Raw genomic sequence first — 15,318 nt, forward strand, 5'->3', positions numbered from 1 at the left:
GCTCCTTAGCTATCGCGGTAAATCGCTACCTCGACTTCGCCACCGACATAGGCGAATCCCCGATACATCCCTTCGCTGTTGAAGGGCAGCGCCACATTGCCGTGGCTGTCGACGGCAATCAGCCCGCCGCTGCCTTCCAGCTCCTGCACTTTGTCATGAATCACGTTGGCGGTGGCTTGCTGCAGGCTACGGCCACCGTACTCCATCTGTGCAGAAACGTCATACGCTGCCAGAGTACGAATAAACACTTCACCGGTGCCGGTACAAGAGACCGCCACAGTTTCATTATTAGCGTAGCAGCCCGCACCGACGAGCGGGGAATCACCCACGCGCCCGACCTGCTTGTTGGTCATACCGCCGGTTGAGGTCGCCGCGGCCAGATTACCCTGAAGATCGAGCGCCACGGCACCCACGGTGCCGAATTTGCGATCGGGGTCGAGCGGATCGTCGCTGTGACTTTGCGCGGCGCCATCATGATCGAGCACCATCTGCTGGCTGCTCAGCGCACGCTGTAATTGCTCCCAGCGTTCAGGCGTGGAGAAGAAATCCGGTGCAACCTGTTCCAGCCCCTGTTCTGCGGCAAAGGCTTCTGCCCCCGCACCGATAAACAGCACGTGAGGGCTATTTTCCATCACTTTACGCGCCGCCAGAATCGGGTTACGAATGTGATTCACGCCCGCCACCGCACCGACATCAAGGGTACGACCATCCATAATGCTGGCATCGAGTTCGTGGGTGCCCTGATGGGTAAACACCGCGCCTTTGCCTGCGTTGAACAGTGGGCACTCCTCTAGCAACCGTACCGCCTCGGTCACCGCATCCAGCGCACTGCCGCCTGCAGCCAAAATCTGCTGGCCTGCGGTAACGATTGCGTTCAGTTGCTGACGATAGTGCTGCTCTTTTTCGGCGCTCATGGCGGCACGCGTGATTGCGCCCGCACCGCCGTGAATTGCGATAACTGCTTTAGCCATAACCGGTACCCTGTCAGGAAATCAGAGCCAAAAACACTGATTTAGAATGGTTTTCATCTTTTTTTGGCAATTTTCGACTATAGAAAGGCACTCCCGGCTTGTAAAGCAGAAAGTGTATCTCCGGTCATAACCTTTTAATGTGGATTATGCTTTTTTAGTCGCATGTGACTCGGCAGACAAATGCCACCATAATAGGCAGCATCTGAAATTCATCACGCAGAGACAGACATGGAACCTTTCACCGCAGGATTAATCTCCCTCGAAGACGCGCAGCAAAAAATGCTGCAACAGCTTACCCCCATCAGCGATTGCCTCAGCGTCTCGCTGTTTGAAGCGGCAGGACGCATCACGGCAAAACCGGTCACTTCCCCGCTGGATGTGCCACCGTTCGATAATTCCGCAATGGACGGTTATGCCCTACGTCTCAGCGATATCTCGCCAGAACATGTGTTTCCCGTTGCGGGCAAAGCTTTTGCCGGTGCACCGTTCAACGGCGAATGGCCCGCTGGCAGCGTGATTCGTATTATGACCGGTGCGCCGATTCCGGCTGGTTGCGATGCGGTGGTGATGCAGGAGCAAACCGAACAGCGTGCGGGTGGCATCGCCCTCACCGCCGCCGTGACACCCGGGCAAAATATCCGCCGTATTGGTGAAGACATTCAGGCTGGCAAACAGGTGCTGGAGGCGGGGGTTCGCCTCGGTGCCGCCGAGTTGCCGCTGCTGGCTTCACTGGGGATTGCCGAAGTGAGCGTGCTGCGCAAACTGCGCGTGGCGATTTTCTCCACCGGCGATGAATTGCAGGCGGTGGGCCAGCCTTTGGCTGACGGGCAAATCTACGACACCAACCGCTTTACCGTTTCGTTGATGCTCAACAAACTGGGCTGCGAAGTGATCGATTTGGGCGTGATTGCGGACGATCCCGAGGCGCTGCGCCAGGCGTTCAGCGAGGCCGATCGTCAGGCGGATGTGGTGATCAGTACCGGCGGCGTGTCCGTCGGCGAGGCGGATTTCACCAAAGCGATGCTGGAAGAGTTAGGCGTGATTACCTTCTGGAAACTGGCGATGAAGCCGGGCAAACCGTTCGCTTTTGGCCGTTTAGCGAACAGCTGGTTCTGCGGCCTGCCTGGCAATCCCGTTTCAGCCGCCGTGACCTTCTATCAGCTGGTGCAACCGCTTCTGGCGACCCTCACCGGCCAGACCACGCGCATTATGCCGCTGCGCCAACGCGCTCGCGCCATTCAGCGTTTGAAAAAATCGCCTGGCCGCCTCGATTTTCAGCGCGGCATTCTCAGTCGTGGTGAAGACGGCGTACTGGAAGTCCGCAGCACCGGCGCCCAGGGTTCGCACGTGTTTAGCTCTTTCGCCCTGGCCGACTGCTTTATTGTGCTCGACCGCGATCGTGCGGATGTGGAGCCCGGCGAATGGGTTGAGGTTGAAGTTTTCAATAGCCTGCTGGAGGGCTAATGAGCGTCGAACTGAGCCATGAGGAGATGCTGCGTTACAACCGTCAGATCATACTGCGGGATTTTGATTTTGACGGTCAGGAGAAGCTTAAAGCCTCGCGCGTTTTGCTCGTCGGACTCGGCGGACTCGGCTGTGCTGCTGCACCCTATCTTGCTTCGGCTGGCGTGGGCCATCTTACCTTGCTGGATTTCGACACCGTAAGCCTGAGTAACCTGCAGCGCCAGATTCTGCACAGTGATGCCACCCTCGGTCTGCCCAAGGTGGAGTCTGCGCGTCAGCAACTGTCGGCGATGAATCCTTATTGCCAGCTTGAAGCGATTGATGCACAGCTGGATGATGCCCAACTCAGCGCCCTGATCGCGCGCCATGATGCGGTGCTGGACTGTACTGATAACGTCAGTGCGCGTGAACAGATCAATCGTCTGTGTTTCCAGCACAAGGTGCCGCTGATTTCCGGTGCGGCCATTCGTATGGAAGGTCAACTCAGCGTGTTTACCTGGCAGCAGGACGAGCCGTGTTATCGCTGTATTAGCCGCATGTTTGGCGATCAGACATTAAGCTGCGTGGAAGCCGGCGTGCTGGCGCCGTTGGTCGGTGTCATTGGTGCGATGCAAGCTTTAGAGGCCATAAAAGTGCTGACCGCGCTAGGGCAACCTGCCCGTTCACGCTTGTTGATCTATGACGCGATGAGTGCAGAATTCCGTAGCATGAAGGTGATGCAGGACAGGCATTGCGAGGTGTGCGGCCAGAAATAATCAAGGTGCGCATGGCTGCGCACCTTGTGGTTTTACTCCTGCGGGAAGATGGTGCCTTTATTCATGATCCCGTTCGGGTCAAACGCGGTTTTCAACGCCTGCAAGATGGGCCATGCGCTGCCATGTTCTTGCTTCGCCCACTGCACACGATGCTTACCGATACCGTGGTGATGCACCATGGAACCGCCAAGCTTCAACGTCTCCTCCACGATCATGCCATTCAGCGGTACGTGATATTTCGCCATCTCCTCTTCAGGACGGCAATCCACCACGTTGTAATCGTAAACGAAGTACATATTGGTGCCGTTGATGTAACTGTGCGAGGAGTGACCGCCCAGCATGGTGATGTCTTTGGCATGTGGGAATTCAGTGCGAATACGCTTCAGGACATTTTCATAGATAGCGTTAATCGTTGACCAGTCACCGGACACTTCCGTGGTAAAGCCCATGTTGCCGGTACGCTGGATGAAATCACGCTCCGCCTGTACCTTCTCCGGGCCCCAGTTGAGGTGCTCAAACCAGGTCTGGATCAACTGGCTGTCCACCTGCTGGCACTCGCGATGTTTGGCCACGATCGCTGCAATGCCATTACCTGTGGCTTCGCTAATGCCCGCCGAGCCTTCTGCCATAAAGATCAGCACACACTTGTCTTTCGAGAAATGGCTGAAGTGCTGCTTCGCATCTTCCGGATCGTAAAGACGAGCAATTGAAGGACGATAGCCGTCTACCATCACTTCACGCAGGATGGCGAAACCGGTCTGCATTGAGTCCAGCAGATAGCCGTAGAAGCGATTATTTTCCGGCTGATATTTGAATATTTTTACCGTGACTTCCGTGATGTAACACAGCGCACCTTCATTGCCGATAATCACATGGCGAATATCCGGCCCCGCTGCACGACGCGGCACGTTTTTGATGCGAGTGATGTCGCCATTCGGAAATACGGCTTCCAGCCCCACCACCATATCTTCAATCGCGCCATACAGCGTCGAGAATTGACCAATACTGCGCGTCGCCACCAGACCGCCCATTTGCGCCAGCGGTTTCGACTGCGGCGAGTGACCCGTGGTGTAACCCTGTGCCCGCAGTTGGTTTTCCAGCACTTCCAGCGTGACGCCGCACTGTGCAGTGACCTGCATGTTTTCGATATCGATCTTAATGACCTGATTCATACTGGATCCATCCAGCACCACCGAGTTTGGCGCGGCGGTTTCCAGCCCCCCTTCCGTAGCCGATGCACCGGTTCGTGGTACGCCATTGATGTGGTGGCGATTCATAAAAGCTAAGACATCCGAAACCTGCTGTGTACTTTGCAGTTTTACCACCGCAGCCGGGATCGGCAAGGTGTAAACACCGTGAATATCGGCATATTTACGAAAACGGTCATGACTGCTGCGCTTTAATTCAGCTTCGTCGGTCACGACCTGTTGTGGGCCAACGATCTCTTTTAACTGCTCGACAATGGCTTCACGTGAAAGCGTCATAATATTCTTCCTCTCAACAAATATGATTAATTAACGAACCCGATATCCACCATCGACAACCAATAAATGGCCGTTGACGTAATTCGAAGCACGGCTGGCTAAATACACCATCGCACCCATTAAATCTTGCGTATCTCCCCAACGATTCGCCGGAATATGATCCAGCACCCGTTGATTCGTTTCGGGATTACTGCGAGTCGCAGTCGTGATGGCCGTTGCGTAATAGCCAGGCGCGATACCGTTGACCTGAATATTGTATTGCCCCAGTTCATCACAATAAGATTTGGTTAAACCGGCCAGTGCATGTTTGGTGGCGGAATAAGCCGGTGACCATTGACCACCCAGCCAGGAAAAGAGCGAACAAATATTAATAATTTTACCGCTCTGCTGCGGCACCATGATTTTTGCCGCCTGATGACTCATCTCAAAGGCAGCGGTGAGATTCACCGAGATCATGGGATCCCAATCTTCACGACCGAAATCCAGCACCTTGTTGAGCTTACAGATGCCGGCATTGTTGACCAAAATATCCAGTCGACCAAAGCGCTCCAGACACTCCGCGACAATGCGCGCCGGTTCGCCGGCCTGGGTGATATCCGCTTGCATAAACTCTGCACGAACACCCTGTTTTTCAATCAGTTGCTTTGTCTCTGGATTGGCAGGCGCCAGGTCGGGAATAAAGACATTGGCACCCGCTTTCGCCAGCGCGACGGCAAAGGCCTGGCCCAAACCCGTGTTACCGCCAGTGACAATGGCGCACTGCCCTCGCAGCGAAAAGAAATCGAGTGAAAATGTATCCAGCGATTCCGTCATGATTCCATCTCCTGGTCTGAATAACGGGCAAAAAAAAGGAGAAAAGCAAGCTCCTTCGCAGTAAAGCGAAGGAGTTACTTTTCTCCAGATCTCGAGTAACTGGGTATTACGCTAGCATGGGTATTTCGAAATAAAAAGCGATCGCAATCACAAAAAAATCCGTTCACACTAAGGTGCTGGAATAAGCAGCAGATTAAATATCCAGGCAAAAAATATATAAGAATAAACCGAGTCAGTTTAATAACGCCATTCTGTGACTTCCTTCACAACGTTATGGCAAGTTGTCATGCTAAAAATGCTCCCCGTTACTGTCTGAGACCAAGAGAAAAGTAACTTTCTGCAATTGCGGAAAGGACGCTTTTCTCTTTTTTTTGTTTCTAATTTGGGGGCGAAGATGCAAACCAAAAACTCAATCCGTTGGTTAACATTAGCGGTTATTAGCATCAGCGGTGGCATTAGTTTTGATTTGGCGTATTTACGTTATATCTATCAAATCCCGATGGCGAAATTCATGGGATTTTCGAATACCGAAATCGGCGTTATTATGAGCACCTTTGGTATTACCGCTATTTTACTTTATGCCCCCGGCGGCTTAATTTCCGACAAATTCTCCCATCGTAAAGTGATGTCCTGCGCCATGATTGCCACCGGTATTTTGGGTGCCATTATGGCCACTTACCCGCCGTTGTGGGCGATGCTGCTGATTCAGGTCGCCTTCGCCATCACCACCATTCTGCTGTTGTGGGCAGTATCGATCAAAGCGGCTTCACTGCTGGGCACACGTGAAGAGCAAGGCAAAATTATGGGTTGGATGGAGGGCCTGCGCGGCGTCGGCGTGATGGGTTTGGCGCTGTTTACCGTCTGGGTATTTGCTCAATTCCATCCTGACGATCCTAATAGCCTGAAAGCGGTGATCCTGATTTACAGTGGGACCTATGTGGCGCTCGGCATTGCCTGCTGGTTTTTGGTGAGCGACGGTTTTGCCCAGCAGGATGAGGAGCAATCATCAGCCTTTAGTCTGCAGCATGCACTTCGCGTGCTGAAAATGCCCACCACCTGGTACTGCAGCATGATCATTTTTGGCGTTTACACCATTTACGCCATCCTCAGCTACTCCACCAACTATCTGTCCGAAATCTATGGCATGTCATTAGTGGCTGCCAGCTACATGGGCATCATCATCAACAAAGTGTTCCGCGCCATCTGCGGTCCGCTGGGCGGCATGGTCACCAGTTACAGCCGCTGGCGTTCGCCAACGCGTGTGATCCAGTTCCTGTCTGGGCTCTGCCTGTGCGTGATTGCCTTGCTGTATGTCGTCACACAATCCCCGCTCAGCCTGGCACTGGCGATTGGCCTGATCTTATTGATGGGATTCACCTGTTACGCCTCACGCGGCCTCTATTTTGCCTGCATCGGCGAAGTGAATACCCCGAAGCAGATCCTCGGCACCACCATTGGTATTTGCTCAGTCATTGGCTTCTTACCCGATGTGTTCGTCTATCCATTGGTGGGTTACTGGCAGGATACGCTGCCGCCTGCGCTTGCCTATCGCAACATGTGGGTCATGGGGGGCTGCGCCAGCCTGCTGGTGCTGTTGTTTACCGCGTTACTGATTAGCCAGATCAAGCGGGGCTCACCTGCTGGTCACGCCGCGCCATTAAAAGGAGTCTGATATGTCTGCGCGTTATTTGATGGGAATTGATGTCGGCACACAGAGTGCCAAAGTGGTGATTTTCCGTACCGACGGAGAGGTGATGTGCAGTGCACAGCAGCCGCTACGTGCGCTGGAGATCCCTCAGCCAAATCGTGCTGAGCATCCTGATGACGATCTTTGGTACTCGGTCCAACAAGCCTGCCGTGCGGCGATGACGCGTTTCCATCAGTTCGGTGGTCAGGATCATCAGCTGCTGGCTGCTGGACTGTGCGTGATCCGCTGCTGCCGGGTGCTGATGCGTCAGGATGGTGAACTGGCCTGGCCGGTGATCAACTGGATGGATGTACGGCTCAATCAGCCTTATCAACCCGAGCCAGAATACGGTGAAGTGCGCTGGGTCACCACCACGTCAGGCTATATCACCCATCGCCTGACAGGCCAGGCGCGCGATACTAGCGCCAACTACATTGGCTGCTGGCCGATGGATGATGCACGCCAGACGTGGGACGACAACAAAATGACGAGCTGCCATGTGCGCCGGGAGCAGCTATTTGATGTGGTGCGCCCCGGCGAAATGCTGGGCGAGGTCACCTCAACCGCCGCGCGGGCGAGCGGTTTACCGCTGGGCTTACCGATTATCGCAACCGCCCATGACAAAGCGGTGGAAGCCTTAGGTGCTGGCGCACTGGCTCAGGGCGAAGCGCTGATTTCACTGGGCACCTACATTGGGGCGATGGTGCATGGTGACGCGCAACCGCACGCCAGCGAACACTTCTGGCCGTTCCAGGCTGCGTTGCCGGGCCATTTTCTCTACGAGTGCATGGGCGTTCGGCGAGGGATGTGGACGGTGAGTTGGTTCCGCGATCAGTTTGGCGCGGCGGCACTGCAGGATGCACAGGACACCGGTGTGGATATTGAAACCCTGCTCGGCGCTGAAGCCAGTGTGGTTCCGGCCGGCAGCGATGGACTCATCACGCTGCACGATTGGTCCGCACCGGCCGAAGCACCGTGGCGCAAAGGGGCGATCATCGGTTTTGATGGTCGCCACACCCGCGCGCACCTGTTCCGTTCTCTGCTGGAAGGCATCGTGTTCACCATGAAAAACCATCTGGACCCGATGATGCAGGCGCTGGATCGCCCGCTGACACAGTTAGTGATTTCCGGCGGCGGTGCCAACAGCGATCTGTTTATGCAACTGTTCGCCGATATCTTTGGTGTGCCTGCCCGCCGCAATGCGATGCGTAGCTCCGCCGCTATTGGCTGTGCCCTCAATGCGGGCATGGCATTGGGTGTGTGGCAAAGTTATCAGGAAGGCGTGGCCGCGCTGGTGAAAACCGGCGAGACATTCCTGCCGAATGCTCGCCATCATGCGCTGTATCAGCAACTGAATCAGCAGGTTTACCAGCAACTTCATCGCGCGCTCGATCCCCTGCTAAAGCGCCTTAGCCCACTCGCGGAGGCTTAGCGTCGCTGCGCCAATGGCCAGACGCCAGCGTTGGTGGTGGAGACGGCCAGCGCACCCGCCGCTAATGCCCGCTGTGCATCCTCTTCGTCGCATACCAGTCCGCCGGCAATGATCGGTTGACTGATGCGCTCGGTGATCCAGCCCAGCACCTTCGGCATACAGCCTGGCAGGATCTCCACAATGTCGGGCTGCGACTGCGCCACTTGTTTATCAATGTTGTTGAAGGAGATGGAATCCAGCACGAACAGGCGATGGATTGCCCAGAAACCATGCTGCCGTGCGGCTTTCAGCATCGCGGGTTTGGTACTGATGATGCCATCAGCCTGCGTCACGATTTTCAGGAACTGGATCACCACTTCCTGGCGTGAACTGCCTTCCAGCAAATCGACGTGTACAAAGGCAATTTTCCCGGCCTGTTTTATCTGTCCGACAATGCGCCCGATATTGCATATGTTGCCATACAACACCGACACCACCTGGCAAGGTGAGTCAATCGCCTGTTGCAGGCTTTGGGCATCTTTGACAGCGGCAACCACCGGCGAGCTCTTTAACAATTCAACTAAATCCACCACATACCCACCTGTTCACTAAAGGATAACGCTGGCTGCAGGCGTGGCAGCGTTGAAACGTTGCATCTCCGCCAGCAGCCAATCCCGAAATACCGCCACGCGTGGCAACATCTGTTTGCCGAATGGCACCTCCAGCCAGTAGCCATTGGCGCTGGAAAGCAATTGCGGCGAGATTTGAACCAACACGCCGCTGTTCAGTTCGTTACGCACCATGGCACGATCCAGCACGGCAAAACCTGCGCCAGTGACACAGGCATTAATCACCTGATCCTGCGTACTGAACGCTAATCCGTTATCTTCCAGTGGTGCAGTTTCACCGCAGGCCTGATACCAGCGCGACCAATTATCCAGCCGACTGTCGCCATTCAACACGTGCAACTGCGGCATCAGGCTGATATCTGGCCAGATGCCATCCAGCATCAGCAGCGGACTGCCCACCAGCACCAGCGTTTCATGACACAGCCATTCTCCTTCCGCGCCTGCCTCTTGCGCATCCTGCTGCGAGCCAAAACGAATCGCGCAATCGAAGTCGCTGTATTTCTGCCGCGCTTCACTGATCAGCATGATTTGCAACTGACGATGCTGTTGACGCAATGACACCAGACGCGGCGCTAACCAGCGCGTGGCAAACGTAGGGGCGACCTGTAAACGCAGGTGTTGACGGGGGTTGTGTTGCTGCACGCTGCGTACGCCCTCTTCCAGCAGATCCAGCGACTGACGAACCACTGGCAAAAGCTGGATGGCTTCCGGCGTCAGCATCAATCCGCTGTGGCTACGAACGAACAGATCTTTCCCAAGGAAGGTTTCCAGCTGGCGCATCTGGCGGCTGGCGGCGCTCTGCGTCATGAACAAGGCATCGGCGGCTTTACTGAAGCTCAGCGTACGACAGGTCTCTTCGAACAGCCGTAACATACTGAGTGAAGGCAACTTTCTCATTCTGACTCCAGCAGCCAGGCGGTAAAACATCGCGCCAATCTAACCACAACCCAGACGGTAACGGAGAACGTAAACCTAAATTTTTGAGTGCAATCACAGGAAATTGCGGAATAGGGGTATGACTTTTTCGCACTGGCCTGCCCCCGGCTCCAATGCCACAGTAATTTCTCATCCAGATAACAATAAAATAACAACCATCTCTCCCCGAAGGAGGAAGGAACATGACGCAAACGACTCTGATGGATGATGTACCCTTAAATCGCTTTCACCTCAAAATCACCGGGCTCACCTTCGGTGCGCATCTCACCGATGGCTACATTCTCGGTTCCGTTGGCTTTGCGCTGACACAGATGACGCCGCAAATGTCACTCACGCCTTTCTGGCAAGGCATGATTGGCAGCTCGGCGTTGATCGGGTTATTTCTCGGTAGCCTGATTCTCGGTTGGATCGCCGACAGCGTCGGCCGCCAAAAGATTTTCTGCTTTAGCTTTATCCTGATTACCCTCGCATCTGGTATGCAGTTTTTTGCCCAGTCAGCAGAGCAACTGTTCCTGCTGCGCGTGCTGATTGGCTTCGGCTTAGGCGGTGACTTCTCGGTCGGTCATACCATTCTGGCGGAGTTTGCCCCGCGCAAACATCGCGGCGTACTGTTAGGGGCCTTCAGCGTGCTGTGGACTGTCGGCTATGTCGCCGCCAGCTTTGCTGGACATCTGGCACTGCAGGCACACGTTGATGGCTGGCGCTGGTTACTCGCGTCCTCTGCTCTACCGGCTTTGGCGATCTTGCTGTTGCGTATTGGTACGCCGGAATCCCCGCGCTGGCTATTACGTCGTGGCCGTCGAGAGGAAGCCATGGCCATCGTTCATCGTTTGTTTGGCTCACACGTCACATTACAGGAAGAGAAACAGCAGGAGCAGGATGGCAGCCTGAGCGCACTTTTCCGCCCGCGCTATCGTCGCCGTACCGCCTTTAACTGCCTGTTCTTTGTCTGTCTGGTGATCCCTTATTTCGCCATCTACACCTTCCTGCCCGCCATCCTGCGCGAGATGGGTCTTGATCAAGGCTTTGCCACCGACCTGCTGCTAAGCGGTCTGCTGCTGGTAGGTGCCGTGCTGGGCATCGTGCTCACGGCGATGTGCTCGCGCCGAGGCTTCCTGATCGGTTCCTTTATTTTCCTTGCGGCCAGTTTGCTGCTGCTGAGCCTGCTGCACACCAGTCCCGGTATCTGGCTGATTCTGCTGTTTGCCGCTTTCACGCTGATTATGTCGGCAGTGAGCAACCTGGTGGGCGTGTTCCCGGCGGAGAGCTTCCCTACCGATGTGCGATCTCGCGGCGTAGGTTTCGCCACCTCGATGAGCCGACTGGGCTCGGCGGTGGGTACGCTGCTGCTGCCACTCGCCATCGTCAATTACGGCATCGCCGGCACCATGGGTTTGCTGGCGGCCATTCTGGTGCTCGGCGCGCTGGTGTCCATCGCCTGGGCACCCGAAACCAAAGGTCTGACGCTCACTGACGCTTCTCAAGAGACCCCGACGGTAGATAAAGCGCTCAGCCCTAACGCTTCAACTTCAACACAACATCTGTAACTGGAGGCAATGATGGAAATGTATATCGGTGAAGGCTTTGCAGGCGACGGCGTTAACGCTTCGCATATCAATATCATGATTGGACCGCGCAGCGGCGTGGTAGGTCAGGCCTTCTCCACCAGCCTGGCGACGCCTTCCCAGGGCCACTGCCCATTTATGGTGGTGATCAAGCCTAACGTGCCAGCCAAACCGATGACGCTGTATGTCAACAAAGCCGCTATCAGTAGCGATCTGCACGGCAACGCCACCTGGGGTGCTTCACAGGCAGCGATTGCCAAAGCCGTAACCGAGGCGCAGTTGCAAGGCACGTTGCCACCGGAAGCCGAAGATGAGTGGTGCATTGTCACTGCTAACTGGGTGAATCCGGGCTGTACCGATCTCGATGAAGTGTTTGCTAATAACTATCGCGCCTGCAAGGTGGCGATAGAAGCGGCCATGGAGAAGCTGCCAGGACGTCAGCAGTTAATCAATGCCCTGCCCGAGTTGGGCAATCCCTTTTATTCCCCGAAGTAGCAGGAGTTGCAGCATGGAATACATCAAACTGGGCCACAGTGGTTTACAGGTGTCGCGTCTTTGCCTCGGCACCATGAATATGGGCAGCAAGAGCTGGAAACCGTGGATTTTTGACGAGGCACAAAGCGAGCCGATTATTCGTCACGCGCTGGAGAGCGGGATTAACTTTATCGATCTGGCCGATTTCTACTCCAGCGGTGCCGGTGAAGAAGTGGTAGGCCGCGTTTTAAAACGTATCGCCCAGCGTGATGAACTGGTGCTGACCACCAAAGTCGGTTATCCCCTTGGCGGAGGTCAGAACAATCAGGGCCACTCGCGTAAGCACATTCTCGACAGTATTGATGGCAGTCTGCGCCGTCTTGGCACCGACTATGTTGATATCTACATGCTGCACTACTTCGACGTGAACACGCCAATCGAAGAGACGTGGGAAGCGATGAACAGCATCGTGCGTAGCGGCAAAGCACGCTACGTCGGCGTTTCCACCATGTATTGCTGGCAACTGGCGAAGATTTTGTGGTGCTGCGAACGCAACGGGTTTGTGAAACCGATCAATATGCAACTGCAGCTGAACTGCGCTTACCGCGAGGAGGAACGCGAAATGATGCCGTTCTGCCGTGATCAGGGGCTGGGCGTTTCCGTGTTTAGCCCACTGGCGCGCGGGCTGTTGAGTGGCGATGCGCAATCCATCCGCAATCAAACTGATTTTTTCACGCGTGAAATGTATGCCGATGAAGCCTCGATCCAGATTGCGGAATCCGTTGGCCGTGTTGCCGCCGCGCGCGGGTTGACCAGTGCGCAGATTGCTCAGGCCTGGGTGTTGTCCCATCCGGGTGTGGATTCGATGCTGGTAGGCGCAGACAGCGTTGCCCAACTGGATAGCGCGATTGCTGCACTGCATACCCCGCTGGATAGCGAGGAGCGCTTCGAACTGGAACGCAACTATACGCCGTGCGACGTGATCAACGATTACACCGCAGGTAAACGTATCGCCCGTCATAGTCGTGCTGCGCGCACGGTGTTTACGGATAACTCACTTCAATCTGCAAGGAATATCGCATGACATCTTCACTGCTGCGTACCGGCTGGTATTGCAATGGACAATGGCTGGAAAGCGATCGCACTTATGATGTGATCAATCCCGCTGACAACAGCGTGGTGGCGCAGGTGGCCAACGTTGGCGCGGCGGAAACCACCCGCGCGATTGATGCCGCCGCCGCCGCCCTACCCGCCTGGCGTGCCTTAACCGCCAAAGCGCGTGCAGCGATCTTACAGCGCTGGTATCAATTGATTCTCGAGAATCAGGAAGCGCTGGCGCAGTTGGTGGTACAGGAACAAGGAAAAGTGCTGGCAGAAGCGCGTGGCGAAGTGCTTTACGCCGCCAGTTTTATTGAATGGTTTGCCGAGGAAGGCAAGCGTGCCAACGGCAAGACGATCCCTTCAACCAAGGCCGGAAATCTGATCCTGACGCTGAAACAGCCCGTGGGCGTGGTCGCCGCGATAACGCCATGGAATTTCCCGCTGGCGATGTTGACGCGCAAGCTGGGCCCGGCGCTAGCCGCCGGTTGTACCGCGATTGTGAAGCCGGCGAATGAGACACCGCTGTCAGCCTTTGCCCTGTTGGTGCTGGCGGAACAGGCTGGCGTTCCGTCTGGCGTGCTGAATGCGGTGAGCGGGGAAACGGTGGAGATTGGCCACACGCTGACGCACCACGATACGGTACGGAAAATTTCCTTCACCGGCTCTACGGCCGTTGGCCAGTTGCTGATGCGTGATGCCGCGAGTTCAGTGAAGAAGTTGTCGCTGGAGCTGGGCGGTAATGCACCGTTTATCGTGTTCGATGATGCCGATATTGATGCCGCAATCGAAAGCGCCATGGCCGCCAAATTCCGCAACAGCGGACAGACCTGCATCTGCGTGAACCGCTTTTACGTGCAGGATGGCGTGTATGATCAATTCGTCACCAAACTGGCTGCGGCGGCTAACGCGTTGAAAGTCGCACCGGGCCTGACACCAGGCGCACAGCAGGGGCCACTGATTCATCAGCGAGCCATGGAGAAGGTCGAAGCGCATGTGCAGGATGCCTTGCAGCACGGTGCGCGTTTGGTTTGCGGCGGGGAGCGTCATGCATTGGGTGGCAGCTTTTATCAGCCCACGGTGCTGGCCGATGCCAATGAACAGATGCGTCTGGCGCACGAAGAGACTTTCGGCCCGGTTGCCGCCTGCTTCCGATTCCGTACGGAACAGGAAGTGATTGAGCGCGCCAATAATACGCCTTATGGCCTTGCCGCCTATCTGTTTACCCGTGATCTGGCGCGGGCGCTGCGCGTCACTCCGCAACTAGAGAGCGGCATGGTCGGCGTTAACGAAGGGATTATCTCCACAGAAGTGGCGCCGTTTGGTGGCGTGAAAGCCTCAGGATTAGGGCGCGAGGGCGCGGATGTTGGGCTGGAGGAGTACCTGGAAACCCAGTATGTGAATATTGGGCAGATTGGGTAGTTTGGCTGGTTTAGCCGATTTGGCTGGTTTAGCCGATTTGGCTGGTTTGGCTGGTTTGGCTGGTTTGGCTGGTTTGGCTGGTTTGGGGAGTTTCGCGGGTTTCGCTGAAGGTCAGGTGCAGGGTCAGATAAGGTCCGCCCGATCGCAAAGGAAACCGGCATCCATGCCGATCGGCTGGGCCATCCATGGCCCAGACGCTTTGCTCTTCGGGCGAACCTTATCTTCCCTATAACCTGGGGTGCTGCTGTTTTAACCGGATAGGCCATGCTAGTTGAATTAACCAACAGAGAGTACAAATGTTGATAAAGGCAGGAATGGTGGGTCCGGAGTAAAGCGTTCGCCGCAGGGATGCGGCGGTCGAGGCTACAGGGATGTATTCACGCCGTCTTTACGGAGCGACCCACCATTTATGCCTGAAGGTGCAACACTTACAGGCTAAATAGCAAACCAGGGTAAAGCGCCCGCCACTGGGATGCGGCGGTCACATCTACATGGTTAGATGTACGTTTGTTTGGTTTTTTTTTCGCTGAAGGTCGGGCGCAGGGTCAGATAAGGTCCGCCCGATCGCAAAGGAAACCGGCATCCATGCCGATCGGCTGGGCCATCCCT

Annotated in this window: 13 protein-coding genes; 8 read left to right on the forward strand and 5 right to left on the reverse strand. The window is 55.6% G+C overall.

Translation table 11 applies throughout. The features are described from left to right. Window positions 1–5 precede the first annotated feature (5 nt). Window positions 6–971, reverse strand: coding sequence for an isoaspartyl peptidase/L-asparaginase family protein (locus ACCW76_RS12345; protein ID WP_038647915.1), 966 nt, complete (start codon window positions 969–971; stop codon window positions 6–8). Window positions 972–1,199: 228 nt separating this feature from the next. Here ACCW76_RS12345 and moeA point away from each other — a divergent pair, with 228 nt between their 5' ends. Next, a complete protein-coding gene (gene moeA, locus ACCW76_RS12350) occupies window positions 1,200–2,435 on the forward strand; it encodes a molybdopterin molybdotransferase MoeA (protein ID WP_436338662.1) in 1,236 nt (411 codons plus the stop codon). Beyond that, entirely contained in the window at window positions 2,435–3,190 is a 756-nt protein-coding gene (gene moeB, locus ACCW76_RS12355; protein WP_436338663.1) for a molybdopterin-synthase adenylyltransferase MoeB, read from the forward strand. The genes moeA and moeB overlap by 1 nt, the downstream gene beginning before the upstream one ends. 32 nt (window positions 3,191–3,222) lie before the next feature. On the opposite strand, the gene ACCW76_RS12360 is transcribed toward moeB, so the two are convergent. Together ACCW76_RS12360 and ACCW76_RS12365 are read right to left on the reverse strand one after the other, a co-directional pair. Beyond that, the gene (locus ACCW76_RS12360; RefSeq protein ID WP_436338664.1) at window positions 3,223–4,674 is read right to left on the reverse strand and encodes an FAD-binding oxidoreductase; all 1,452 of its coding nucleotides are present in this window, start codon (window positions 4,672–4,674) and stop codon (window positions 3,223–3,225) included. A 30-nt stretch (window positions 4,675–4,704) separates the two neighbouring features. Next, the gene (locus ACCW76_RS12365; RefSeq protein ID WP_155287943.1) at window positions 4,705–5,490 is read right to left on the reverse strand and encodes an SDR family oxidoreductase; all 786 of its coding nucleotides are present in this window, start codon (window positions 5,488–5,490) and stop codon (window positions 4,705–4,707) included. A gap of 391 nt (window positions 5,491–5,881) precedes the next feature. Here ACCW76_RS12365 and ACCW76_RS12370 point away from each other — a divergent pair, with 391 nt between their 5' ends. Next, window positions 5,882–7,159: an MFS transporter gene (locus tag ACCW76_RS12370; RefSeq protein ID WP_436338665.1), complete on the forward strand. Its 1,278-nt coding sequence runs from the start codon at window positions 5,882–5,884 to the stop codon at window positions 7,157–7,159. Between the two features lies 1 nt (window position 7,160). After that, window positions 7,161–8,606, forward strand: a complete 1,446-nt coding sequence (locus ACCW76_RS12375; protein ID WP_436338666.1) for an FGGY-family carbohydrate kinase — start codon at window positions 7,161–7,163, stop codon at window positions 8,604–8,606. Here the strand turns inward: ACCW76_RS12375 and ACCW76_RS12380 are convergent. Continuing rightward, on the reverse strand, window positions 8,603–9,175 hold the full coding sequence (locus ACCW76_RS12380) for a glycerol-3-phosphate responsive antiterminator (protein WP_045814037.1): 573 nt from the start codon (window positions 9,173–9,175) through the stop codon (window positions 8,603–8,605). The genes ACCW76_RS12375 and ACCW76_RS12380 overlap by 4 nt on opposite strands. Before the next feature lie 18 nt (window positions 9,176–9,193). Beyond that, window positions 9,194–10,111 carry a LysR substrate-binding domain-containing protein gene (locus ACCW76_RS12385; protein WP_436338667.1) on the reverse strand — a complete coding sequence of 306 codons (918 nt, stop codon included), beginning with the start codon at window positions 10,109–10,111 and terminating at the stop codon, window positions 9,194–9,196. 221 nt (window positions 10,112–10,332) lie between these two features. Between ACCW76_RS12385 and ACCW76_RS12390 the strand changes: the two genes are divergently transcribed. Genes ACCW76_RS12390 through ACCW76_RS12405 form a run of 4 tightly spaced genes read left to right on the forward strand, consistent with a single transcriptional unit; the run spans window position 10,333 to window position 14,709 of the window. Beyond that, window positions 10,333–11,697, forward strand: a complete 1,365-nt coding sequence (locus tag ACCW76_RS12390; RefSeq protein ID WP_436338668.1) for an MFS transporter — start codon at window positions 10,333–10,335, stop codon at window positions 11,695–11,697. A gap of 12 nt (window positions 11,698–11,709) precedes the next feature. Further along, entirely contained in the window at window positions 11,710–12,210 is a 501-nt protein-coding gene (gene fae, locus ACCW76_RS12395; protein WP_045814020.1) for a formaldehyde-activating enzyme, read from the forward strand. 13 nt (window positions 12,211–12,223) lie between these two features. Beyond that, a complete protein-coding gene (locus ACCW76_RS12400) occupies window positions 12,224–13,273 on the forward strand; it encodes an aldo/keto reductase (RefSeq protein WP_045814021.1) in 1,050 nt (349 codons plus the stop codon). Continuing rightward, on the forward strand, window positions 13,270–14,709 hold the full coding sequence (locus ACCW76_RS12405; protein WP_436338669.1) for an NAD-dependent succinate-semialdehyde dehydrogenase: 1,440 nt from the start codon (window positions 13,270–13,272) through the stop codon (window positions 14,707–14,709). The genes ACCW76_RS12400 and ACCW76_RS12405 overlap by 4 nt, the downstream gene beginning before the upstream one ends. The last annotated feature ends 609 nt before the right edge of the window (window positions 14,710–15,318 follow it).

This window comes from Pantoea sp. C8B4 (genome assembly GCF_051336905.1).
Classification (GTDB): domain Bacteria; phylum Pseudomonadota; class Gammaproteobacteria; order Enterobacterales; family Enterobacteriaceae; genus Pantoea; species Pantoea rwandensis_B.